We start from the raw sequence: 12,284 nt of genomic DNA, 5'->3' as shown, positions 1-12,284 counted from the left end.
CTATGAAAAAATTTGACTTTGGAATGGTTGGACTTGGAGTAATGGGTAGAAACCTGTTACTTAATATGGCTGATCATGACTTCTCTGTTGTTGGTTTGGATTTAGATGCTGAAAAGGCTGCTTCTTTAGAGCAAGAAGCTCAGGAAAAACATCAGATTAAAGGTACCACTGACGTAAAAGAGTTTGTAAATCTTATAGAAAAACCAAGGGCGATTATGTTGTTGGTTCCAGCAGGTAAACCTGTGGATAGCGTAATAGGTTCTTTATTAGAACATCTGGAAGAAGGTGATATAGTTGTGGATGGTGGTAATTCATATTTCCCAGACACTGACAGAAGGGTAAAAGAACTTGCCGAAAAAAATATTCATTTCTTCGGAATGGGAATTTCTGGTGGTGAAAAAGGAGCTCGCTTCGGCCCTAGTATGATGCCTGGAGGAGATAAAGGGGCTTATGAACGTCTTCGCCCAATTTTCGAAGCCGTAGCTGCCAAGGTAGATGGTGAACCATGTGTAAGCTACCTCGGGAGTGGATCTGCAGGAAACTATGTCAAAATGGTGCACAACGGAATCGAATATGCTATTATGCAACTTCTTGCCGAAACTTACGATTTATTAAATCGTGGTCTCAAAGTTCAAGACAAACGCATCCAAAAATTGTTCGATCAGTGGAATAACAGTAAAGAACTCGAATCGTATTTAGTTGAGATCACTGCTGATATTTTAAACCAGGATGATCCGCTAACGGATAAAAAATTAATCCACCTAATCTCAGACACGGCTAAGGCTAAAGGTACCGGGAAATGGACATCTCAAAATGCCATGGATATTCAAGCACCAGTACCATCTATTGACCTTGCAGTGAATATGCGAGATATTTCAAAATATAAAGAAGAACGAATTAGTGCTTCGAATATCTACAATTGGGAAGCACAAAAAGATTTGGATTTAGAAGCCTTCTTAGAGAAGTTAAAAGATGCATTCTATTTTGCTATGATTACGACCTATGCACAAGGTATGGCACAACTACACATAGCTTCTAAGGAATACAATTATGGTTTGGATTTAGAGGAAGTTTCAAAGATCTGGAGAGGTGGATGTATTATCCGTGCTTCGGTTTTAGAAAACTTTAGAAAAGCTTACCGAAAAAATCCTGAGCTACCGAATTTGTTGTTAGATAAAGATTTGGCGGCAGACTTAAATTCAAAACAGTCAGCTATCCGTGAGGTACTCAATACAGGTATTTCTTTAGGTATTCCTCTTTCAGTTTATGGAACAACAGTTTCGTATTTTGATGCCTATAGAAGTGAAATCCTTCCTACAAACCTCATCCAAGCACAACGTGATTACTTCGGCTCACACAGTTATGAGAGAATTGACCGTGAAGGAACTTTTCACACTGAGTGGGAGGATTAAAACAACTATGAAAAAAATATGAAAACAGGAAAAAATGCAACTGCAACTGCAATCGTAATATTCGGTGGAACCGGCGATTTAGCAAAACGAAAATTAATACCAGCTTTTTACAATTTGTTTATCGATGGGTGGATGCCAGAGAACTTTGTCATCTACGGACTTGGAAGAACAGAACTCAGTGATAAAGATTACCAAGAACACCTTTACCAAGGATTAAAAGAATTTTCTAGGAAAGGGACACCTAAAAAAGCGGACTGGGATAAATTCAAGGACTCCTTGCATTATCTGACCTCCAATATCAATGATCAGGCATCTTATGAAGAGCTACTTAAAACCATAGAGCCTTATGAAGAAAAGTGGGGAGAACGCGCTAATAGATTGTTCTATTTATCGGTTTCTCCGAGATTTATTGAGACATTAAGTCTTAACTTACGGAGCTCTGGACTTGCCACGATCAAAGAAAAGGATCGGATTATTATTGAAAAACCTTTTGGTTATGATAAAAAATCAGCGGTCGAATTAAACAAAAAACTTACAGCAACCTTTGATGAGGAACAAATCTTTAGAATTGACCATTATCTAGGTAAAGAAACAGTACAAAACATTCTGGCCTTCCGATTTGCTAATGCACTATTCGAGCCTTTGTGGAATAGAAACTATATCGATTCGGTTCAAATTACCGTAGCTGAACAAGTAGGTGTCGAAGACAGAGGGGGTTATTACGAAGGATCAGGTGCCTTAAGAGATATGATTCAAAATCACCTTTTACAAATCCTTTGTATGGTTGCTATGGAGCCACCAGCATCTTTTGATGCCGAGGAGATCCGTAGCCGTAAATATGACGTCCTTCGCTCAATTCGAAGAATTAAGCCAGAGGAAGTACATCATTATGCAGTTAGAGGGCAATACGCTTCAGGTTGGATCAAAGGAGAAAAGGTACTTGGATATCGTGAAGAAAATGGTGTAGATAAGAAATCAAACACAGAGACCTATGCTGCCATTAAATTCTATTTGGATAACTGGCGCTGGCAAAATGTTCCATTTTATCTAAGAACAGGAAAACGTATGCAAGAGAAGACCTCTTCAATTACCATACAATTTAAACCTGTTCCTCATGCCTCCTTCCCTACCAATCAGATTGATAGTATAATGCCCAATCGACTGACCATCAATATTCAACCTCAAATGGATATTTTATTGCGTTTTATGACCAAACGCCCAGGGCTTGAAATGAACCTTAATCCCTCAGAGATGATTTTCAATTACGATAATTGCTCTACGCAAACTCCTGAGGCTTATGAAACATTGTTATTGGATGCCATGGTTGGAGACACTACGCTATTTATGCGTTCTGACCAAATTGAGGAAGCTTGGGATGTAATAACCACCATTTTAGAAGCTTGGGAGAAAAGGGAGTCCATTGATTTTCCAAATTACCAAGCAGGAAGTTGGGGACCAGAAAACGCTGAAGCACTTATTGCACGTGAGGGTCATGTCTGGGCCGTAAATAAACATTCATTTGTAAAAGAAAAGAAATGATTCGAATTTTTGAAAATAAAGACACCTTAGATAATGAATTGGCGGATTATTTTGTGAGTAAAGCACAACAAGCCATTTTAGATAAAGGGAAATTTACTGTTGCTCTTACAGGCGGATCCTCCCCTGCAGGGCTGTATCAATTATTGGCCACCCACGAGTACCGTGAAAAGGTTGATTGGTCAAAAGTATTTGTCTTTTGGGGGGACGAACGCTGGGTTCCTTTAGATGATGAAAAAAGTAATGCAGGAGCTGCCTTTAATGATTTATTAAATCATATTCCTGTTCCTAAGAACCAGATTTTTCCAATGTGGAAAGATGGAGTTTCTGCCCAGGAGTATGCCAAGGAATATGAAGCCCTACTAGAGGAACATTTAACCAATGGGGAGGAATTTGACCTTATCATTCTTGGAATGGGAGATGATGGACATACCGCATCCCTATTTCCAAATCAACATATTATTCTAGAGGAAAAAGATAAGAAAGTGGCCGCCTACTTTTTAGCACCACAGGATATGTATAGAATTACATTGACAGCACCGCTGATCAACAAGGCTAAAAATATCGTTTTCTTAGTCTTTGGCGACAAAAAGTCTGAAGCGCTGTACCAAGTTCTCCAAGGGGAGCCAAACAGCGATTTATATCCATCACAATTAATCATCAAAGATGCACAAAGAGTGACTTGGATGGTAGACAAACAAGCGGCTAAGAAACTAAAACAATAACTCAAGACTAAGCAAAAAGTTTTAGTTCTATTATTTTAAACACCAAAGCGGAAAAAAAATGATCTTTTTCCGCTTTGGTGTTTATAAGCTATAAATTATTCTTTCAGTAATTTTCCCACCATCCGCAATGGCAAAAGGTGGGAATACATATTTGTTTAAAGTCGCTTAAATCGTACAGCTGCGCCTCCTCCTGCACCTAGCTGGAGCTGAAGATTATCATTCGCAGTAACCTCCTTTGTTGTGATACTAATGGCTTCTGGCTTGTTGTTTAAATCTGTACCTGGTGCATCAGCATAAATTTGTGCCTCGTACCGGGCATCTGGATCTAGAAATGAAAGAGAAATATCGAAATTTCGAGGCTCTTCATTTGTCATACTTCCCAAATACCAATCATCACTACCTATATCCTTACGAACTGTAGTGATATACTCACCTATAGCTCCATTGAGTACCTTGGTATCTTCCCAATCAGAGGGTACATCTTTTAAGAATTGAAAAGCGGGTTGCCCCTTATAATTCTCTGGAAGATCGGCATACATTTGAATTGGCGAATACACTGTTACCAATAAGGCCAACTGCTTGGCAGCAGTACTGTGAACTCTACGCCCAGGATATCCTTGTGATATTTCTACATCTAAAATCCCCGCAGTAAAATCCATTGGCCCTGATAAAAGTCTTGTAAAAGGCAATATAGTGGTATAGCTTGGTGGATTACCATCACTCCAAGCATTGTACTCTTGACCCCTAGCTCCTTCTCTAGCCATCATGTTGGGATAGGTTCTACGCTCTCCAGTATCCTTGATAGGCTCGTGATAGAGAACAGTCAGTTTATATTCCGCTGCCTTTTCAAGGACATACCTAAAGTAATCCACACCGAACTGTCCATGATGCCACTCCTTCATTTTTAAAAGAGAACCAACATGCCCAATTTTCACATCGTGTATACCTACTTTATTATAAAGTGCAAAAGCGCTATCAATTTGCCTTAAGTAGTTATCAATATTAGATCCAGTCTCATGGTATCCTATAATACGTACATCATGCTCTGCAGCATAATCGGTTACGGTTTCTAAATCAAAATTATCTGCCTCTTGGGTGAAATTAAACTGATGCATGGCGTTTTTATACCAATCAGGAGTCCAGCCTTTATTCCATCCTTCGATTAATAAATGGTCAATCCCTTCTTCGGCAGCAAAGTCAATGTATTTTTTGGCATTTTTTGTAGTAGCTCCTTGATTTTCTCCTTCCCAGAAAGTATACTTACCAATATGCATGCCCCACCAAATACCAATGTATTTAAATGGTTTTATCCAACTTGTGTCTTCAATCTTATTAGGTTCATTTAGGTTTAGAATCAAATAAGAAGTAATGAGTTCTGTAGGATCCTCTGCTATTTGAAGCGTACGCCAAGGCGTGGTAAAGGAGTCGGTAATTCTAACCTTAACTCCATCAGCCCATGGTACTAAGTCAGTCTTTAAGGTAGTACCTTGGGTATGTGCCAAAGTAGTTGAAGCAAAATTGACTAAATTCGCTTCATGAAAACTTAGACTCAGACCACTTTTACTCTCTATAGTGAGTGGTGTATGAACGGTATCTAAAGTACTTACTGGAGAATCATTAAAGAGGTATTCGTAACGCTGTTCGTCATAAGCTGGTATCCACCATGCTTTTCCATCCTGAGCCAGTTCGAATTTCGTAAGCTCATCCATAATAAAAATACTATCCTTTATGCCTTGTTCTGGGAATATATAACGAAATGCAATCCCATCATCATAAGCCCTAAACTCCAAATTGAGTTTCCTTTTCTGGGCTCCTTTCTCTTGTAATTGAATTGCCAATTCATTGTAGTTATTTCGAATAGTTTTCTTTTCTCCCCAAACCTGGTCCCACTGCTGATCAAAACTACGTTGTTCTACTCCAACGATCTCAAAATTACGATACAGCGAATCGTTCTCTTTAAAAACAAACCCAAGCTCTGAGGGATTTAACACCTGGGTGTCACCATGCGAGACTTGATAACTCGGAATTCCTTCTGAGCTTAGTGAAAACTGAATCTCATTGATCGCTCCTGGGGATGAAAGCACTATAGGATCTTGCTTTTCTTGTATACAAGAGACTAATCCGACCAGGGCAACAGCCACTATATAGTTTTTAATATTTAACATCATATCCTTTTAAATTGTCTTAAAATAATAAATCAAAAATTTTATTGTATCCACTGTACATTGAAACTAGTTTTTCCTTCCAAAGGATTGGATTTAAGCTTAAACTCCGATCCCTCTTTCTCAAGCTCTAATGACTGGAGTGCATCACCTTGTGGAAGATAAACACTTCCTTTAGCTAGTGCGGTGGCCTGAGTTGCAAAGACCTCAAGAGTCAGTTTGGACCAATCCATATCTTTAGTGGATTGTGCTAGGGCAATATGTGGTATTACACTTCCATCCTTAACCAATACCACAATTGGGATCTCACCAGCTTCAATAGTATGCCAACCCTTTTGGTACACTTTTTTAGTTTGATAATCAATCCAATTTCCTTCAGGAAGATAGACATCTCTTTTAGTTGTATCCTCGAACATAGGTGCCACAAGCATATCAGACCCAAGCAAATATTGATCATCTACTAGCCAGCTACCAGGATCCTCTGGGAACTCTACAAAAAGAGCTCTTAGCATCGGCCAACCGTTTAAGGTACTTTCCTTAGCCTGCGCATAAATATAGGGCATTAACTTATAACGCATATTATCGGCATTTCTAAAGGTCTTTAAAAAGTCTTTACTGTACAACCAAGGTTCTGTCGGTGGTTCTCCATGACTTCTAACATGAGAGGACAGCATTCCAAATGGCGTCCAACGGGCGTAGAGATTCTCCGGAGTTTTTGTAGTAAAACCTCCTAAATCATGACTCCAAAAGGTAAAACCACTTAGCCCAAGTGACAATCCACCCCTAAGAGTAGCTGCCATGGCTGTATTGGTAGTAGCGGCATCTCCACCCCAGTGTAAAGGGTAACGCTGACTTCCAGCCCATGCGCTTCGCGCCCAAATCAGGTTATAATCCTTTTCCTGGTTTGTGATCTCAGCTACCGCCTTATTATATCTAAGTGGATATAAATTATGTTCGTAGAATCCTGTACGACCAGAATGGTAAATACCGTTACCAGGAGCAGCTTCTCCAAAGTCCACCTTAAAGACACTCACCCCCATATCAAATAGTTTCTTAAGCTTGTTCTGATACCAAGCAACTGCTTCAGGATTTGAGAAATCTAATACGGCATCCTCATAAGGTATATTTCCTTTAGCATCTTTGACAGCATAACCGTTACGGACGATTTCATCGAATAGCGTATTTCGAGGTGTAAAATAAGGCAGTTGCCATAAACTCACATGAAACCCCTGTTCTTTAAAATCAGCTAGCATCTTTCTAGGATTCTCAAATCGATCCTCGGCAAATTCATAGTTATTTCTCCAATCAACATCAAACCATCCAGTATCAAAATGAATGACATCGCTTGGTATTTTATGTTTTCTGAGATCCTTAGCTACATCTCTACCTTCATTTTCACTAAAATAAGTGATTCTACTCATCCAAAGACCAAAGGACCAAAGTGGTGGCATAACAGCCTTTCCTGTTAGATCCGTATAAGCATCTAGGATTTCTTTAGGCGTTCCTAAGAAGATGAAAAGATCTGCCTGATCGTCTCCTATCATCATATTGTTCGCGCCGTTAAAATATTGTCCAAAATCAACCGTAATGGGTGTAGAATGATGCATAAACACACCATATCCCCTACTACTCATATAAAATGGAATTGGCTTGTACATCGTCTGGTTTTGTACCCCATTGGCATCATCTGTGTACAAAACTACTTTTTCTCCTCGTTTATCGAACTGTGTGAAGGATTCTCCGCAGCCAAAGATTTTCTCACCAGGTTGCAGACTAAAAACCGCTGCCATACTTCTGGAGTAATCACTATTTCTCCTGACATAGGAAAATGGTAATACTGGGGTGTAGGTATTTGTAAAATCACTTTTATGCAAGGTCGAGGTTAACAACTTTCCGCTTTGGTCATAAACCTTTACATGCCATGGACTTTTATAAATTTCCACCCTTCCGTGAGCACTACTATACTGATGCCCTCCTTCTATTGGATTATACTCCCATGCTTCTGGATTATTAGGAGCCGTACCGTCCACTAACATTAAAGATTCTTTAGAATCATGGTATTGTGGCCCAGAACTCATCTTAATTCGAATAGTTCGATTAGAAACAAACTCAATTTGAAATGGATGAACTGGAGAAGCTTCGTATTCAGTAGCTGGAAACTCATTAGCTCCAATGGTATCTGGTTTGATGAGCATGTTGTTAAAAGCCTGCTTGGCGTGAAATTGATTTCTCTGGTAGCGAATAGCACCTTTTCCAGTTTTGGGATCAAATTCAACCATTTGATCCGCGAAATAAAAGGTGTTTAAGTAATCATGAAAATCCTCACTGATATCTACCGGTGAATTCAACACCTTTGCATGCTGAATTTGAGCAGTAGTAGTACTCACTATAAATAGTCCTATAAGAAATAACCCTAAAGATCTCAGTTGACTGCTTTTATGTAGTTTGCTTAATTGTGTCATAGTCTTATTAGTTAGCACATTACTTAATTTGTATATTTATCGTTGACTGTTTTAATCCAGGAGCTGTTGCAGTGAGCACCATGTTACCTTTTTCTCGACCCGCTTGAAGTACAACCAAACACTTTCCGTTAAAGGCCTTGTGCGTTTGACCTTTAAAACTTTCATGATTGGTAGGATCGCCATTGGCCACCCCAACTATTTTTCCTGGTCCATCAATTGTAAAGCTAATTTGATCAGCAGCTCGTGGTACGATAACTCCATTTTCGTCCATTACACCCACTGTGATAAAAGATAAATCCTCACCGTCGGCGTAAATGGTCGATCTGTCAGCAGTTAATGAAAGTTCACTAGCAATTCCAGCGGTTTTCACTTCGCGCTCTAAAACAACCTTTCCATCTTTTCGAGAAACCGCTTTTAGGGTTCCTTTTTCATAGGGAACTCGCCACATAAGGTGCAGATCATCTCCCTCTTTAGATTTCACTCCCAGTGACTCCCCATTTAAAAACAGCTCCACTTCATCTGCGTTATTATAATACACCCAAAGATCCACTAAGGTATCTTCTTCCCAATTCCAATGTGGAAATACATGGAGAACAGGTGTATCAGTCCATTCGCTTTGGTACATATAATAAACATCCTTTGGAAATCCGGCAAGATCGACAATACCAAAATATGAGCTTCTCGATGGCCATTGATAAGGCGTAGGTTCACCGATATAGTCAAATCCCGTCCAAACGAACATTCCTGATAAAAAATCGTGCTTTTTTATTATTTTCCAAGTCTCCTCGTGTAGGGAGCCCCACGGTGTTCTTACCTGATCAAATGCCGATACTGTATTGTCTTCATTTCCCTGAGTAAACACTAAATCCCAACGCACCGGCCATATTTTTGTAGTATCAGAAGGGAACTCATAAAAGCCACGTGTCTGTAAGCCTGATGTTGTTTCCGAAGCAATAAAAGGGGTATTTGGAAAATTCTTTTGATGATCTTCATAGGTTTGATGTGCATAATTATAACCTATAAGATCTAAAGCTCCAGACCCCGCCAATGCATTAGGCTCAGCCGCGGTGTCTTCAAATTGTATTGTTACTTCATCGTTATTGACATGAATTGGAGGGTTCATCCCTGCAGTAACTACACGGGTAGTATCCAGACCCTTTACAATAGCTGAAAGTTCTCTTCCAATTTCTGCACCCTCTGGGCTCCATTGTTCCGGAATCTCATTTCCGATGCTCCACATAAACACACTAGGATGATTTCGATCCCTGAGGATTTGATCTTCTAGATCCTTTTTATGCCATTGTTCCCAAACGGTAGCATAGTCATGAGGGTTCTTAGCGTGTGCCCACATATCAAAAGCTTCATCCATAACAATGAACCCCATTTGATCACAAAGATCTAAAAGCTCTGGTGAGGGTGGGTTATGAGCTGTACGAATCCCATTTACTCCCATTTCTTTCATGATTTCTAATTTTCGCTCAATGGCTCTAGTGTTTACAGCGGCACCTAAGGGTCCTAAATCGTGGTGTAAACAAACCCCTTTGATTTTGGTTTGAACTCCATTGAGTATAAATCCTTTGTCAAGATCAAACCTAAAGTTTCGAATACCAAAATTAGTCTTCTTTTGGTCGATGAGATTTCCTTCAATTAAAATTTCAGAAATGGCAGTATACAATTCAGGGCTCACATCAGACCATAATTCGGGCGTGTTGATTTCTAATTGTTGTTCGAGCTCTTGGTTGGCTTTAGAGGAAATCAAAAATTCCTTTTCGCTTTGAGTAATTTCCTGACCGTCTTTTAAAACGCGTGTGCGAAGTACTGCTGTTTTTTCTTCGTTGTTGTCGTTACCAATAGTGGTTACTACATTAACCGTGGCTTGGTCCTTTGATACCTTAGGAGTCGTTATAAATGTCCCCCAATTGACCACATATAATTTTTCAGTTTTCTTTAACCAAACATTGCGATAGATTCCAGAGCCAGAATACCAGCGTGAATTCGGCTGATTACTATTATCTACCTTTACTAAAATCTGATTGGTTTGTCCAAAATTTAAATACGGTGTTATATCGTACTCAAAACCGATATACCCATTGGGTCTTTTCCCAAGATAGTGCCCGTTTATCCACACCTCACTATTGCAATATACACCGTCGAAGTGAATACTAATTCGTTTGGAGCTATCCTGCTTATCAACAGTAAAGTCTTTTTTATACCATCCTAGTCCACCTGTAAGATAACCTCCTCCGTGACCTACAGGGCTTTGCTTATCAAAGGCTGTTTCTATGCTCCAGTCATGTGGCAAATCTAGAGATTTCCACTGAGTTTGATCAGATATGGAATCTTCATCCTTAAGGTCTGACAGATAAAAGTCCCAGTTTTGATTAAAAGATTGTTTTCTAGAGTTACTTTCCTTTTGCACAATAGTGGAAGAAGTACATGCCCCTAAGAATAAGATCAATCCAATTATCCAAAAGCCTTTTAATGGTTTAATTAAAAATAAATTTATCATTTTCTAGAAGATTAAAAACAGTACGGAGACCCTATTGGTATCCCCGTACAGCTAATATTAATTATGGAATGATATAATGGAATGCCAGCCACTCATCCTTTTCTGAATCATAGCTAGTTCCAAACCATATTCCTTTGGTCTGATAATCATCAAAGGCTTTTATTACCGTAATGGTATTGGTCGTTGGGGTCATCCAATTACCAGGGTTCTGAATCAAGACTTCGCCGCTAAGTGTAATTTCATTGGTAGCCTCATTAATTGTAAAAGTCCCAGAAGTCTCCACACCAGATTGATTTCGAGTATAAGTCTGCATGCCATTCCATTGATCGAAACGGATCCATGAATCTGACGCCACAGTTGACCAGCTGCTATTCCATCCCCAATCAGCAGAGCTAGAAGCATCAACAGTCCAGCCCGCTCCTGCTGTAACCCAATCTACAGGATTACCAGCAGCGTCCATTGCCCAAACTCTACCTGAGCCCTGTCCACCTGTTAGCATCTCAAGTAATTGACCAGCTTCAAGGCTTGGATCAAAACCTTCATCAATTGTAGGTTCAGTTTCCTCTGGCACCCAATTATCACTATATTCTTTACTGATAAAATTAAAGACCAAATATGCAGCACCATCACAAGAACTCTTTCGTAAGACCCCTAATTGCATGGTGTCTTCAGTGAGTGAGAATATTTTCATATCACTCCAATTCGATACACAATCATCGTTCTCTGCATTGTGCAGCAACTGAGCATCTGTCATGGTCAATGTATGACTATTGGCATCCAAATAATAGGTACCACTTTGTTTACCCTGTTGAGCAAACATTAGATTATCGACTTCCACAAACGGACCGCCATCTAAACTAAAGGTCATTGTACCATAATCTCCTGCGGCCATAATCCATGAATTACCTGGCCAATCTGGATTCCAATTCCAACAATCAGCACCATAACAACCTGTTGAACCACCAGACCATTCATCGCCACCTTCAAGCCAACCATTATTGGTTCCGTAAAAGTATTGCGGTCCAACGAAATATTTTGACACTCCTTCAGCATCTAAATCCAAAACCCAAGTTTTAGCATTTCCTACACCACCGGATAGCTTCAACCACAATTCATTCTCAACATATTCAAAATTATTATCGGTTACCGAAATAGTCACTGGGTCGGCTTCTACTAGACCACCCTCAGTCATGACGGAAAATTCAATGGTATATTCTCCCGCAAATGCAAATCGAATGGTATCAATAGCCTTGTTTGAACGCCCAGTACCATAATTCCAAATTGGAATGGTTCCAGGGGTATTATTGGTTAATATCACAGTATTCCCACCCTGATCTATGGTGAGATCCTGTTCTATCTCAAATTTAAGTTCAGATGGGTCTAATTTTTCACCCATACTATTTTCATGATCGTCGCAGGAGATTAATAAACCGCCCATACAGAGGATCATAAAAGCATATCTATATATAGTTTTCATT

General features: G+C 39.5%; 7 protein-coding genes. 3 read left to right on the top strand and 4 right to left on the bottom strand.

Translation table 11 applies throughout. The features are described from left to right. Positions 1-2: 2 nt before the first annotated feature. Genes gndA through pgl form a run of 3 tightly spaced genes read left to right on the top strand, consistent with a single transcriptional unit; the run spans position 3 to position 3,673 of the window. Positions 3-1,412, top strand: coding sequence for an NADP-dependent phosphogluconate dehydrogenase (gndA, locus tag I215_RS03155; RefSeq protein WP_008990505.1), 1,410 nt, complete (start codon positions 3-5; stop codon positions 1,410-1,412). A gap of 18 nt (positions 1,413-1,430) precedes the next feature. Further along, positions 1,431-2,951, top strand: coding sequence for a glucose-6-phosphate dehydrogenase (gene zwf, locus I215_RS03150; protein WP_008990504.1), 1,521 nt, complete (start codon positions 1,431-1,433; stop codon positions 2,949-2,951). After that, positions 2,948-3,673, top strand: coding sequence for a 6-phosphogluconolactonase (gene pgl, locus I215_RS03145; RefSeq protein WP_008990503.1), 726 nt, complete (start codon positions 2,948-2,950; stop codon positions 3,671-3,673). The genes zwf and pgl overlap by 4 nt, the downstream gene beginning before the upstream one ends. 155 nt (positions 3,674-3,828) lie before the next feature. Here the strand turns inward: pgl and I215_RS03140 are convergent, their stop codons facing one another. The 4 genes from I215_RS03140 to I215_RS03125 form a co-directional block, all read right to left on the bottom strand. Beyond that, complete coding sequence (locus I215_RS03140; RefSeq protein WP_008990502.1) at positions 3,829-5,838, bottom strand: glycoside hydrolase family 97 protein; 2,010 nt, start codon at positions 5,836-5,838, stop codon at positions 3,829-3,831. 41 nt (positions 5,839-5,879) lie between these two features. Further along, positions 5,880-8,297 carry a glycoside hydrolase family 31 protein gene (locus tag I215_RS03135; protein WP_008990501.1) on the bottom strand — a complete coding sequence of 806 codons (2,418 nt, stop codon included), beginning with the start codon at positions 8,295-8,297 and terminating at the stop codon, positions 5,880-5,882. Positions 8,298-8,316: 19 nt separating this feature from the next. Next, positions 8,317-10,806, bottom strand: coding sequence for a beta-galactosidase GalB (galB, locus tag I215_RS03130; protein ID WP_008990500.1), 2,490 nt, complete (start codon positions 10,804-10,806; stop codon positions 8,317-8,319). 61 nt (positions 10,807-10,867) lie between these two features. Further along, entirely contained in the window at positions 10,868-12,283 is a 1,416-nt protein-coding gene (locus tag I215_RS03125; protein ID WP_040459744.1) for a hypothetical protein, read from the bottom strand. Position 12,284: the final 1 nt, after the last annotated feature.

This window comes from Galbibacter marinus, from assembly GCF_000300875.1.
In the GTDB taxonomy this organism is placed as follows: Bacteria; Bacteroidota; Bacteroidia; order Flavobacteriales; family Flavobacteriaceae; genus Galbibacter; species Galbibacter marinus.
Note: the sequence above shows the minus strand (reverse complement) of the source record. Positions and strands in the feature narration are given on the sequence as shown.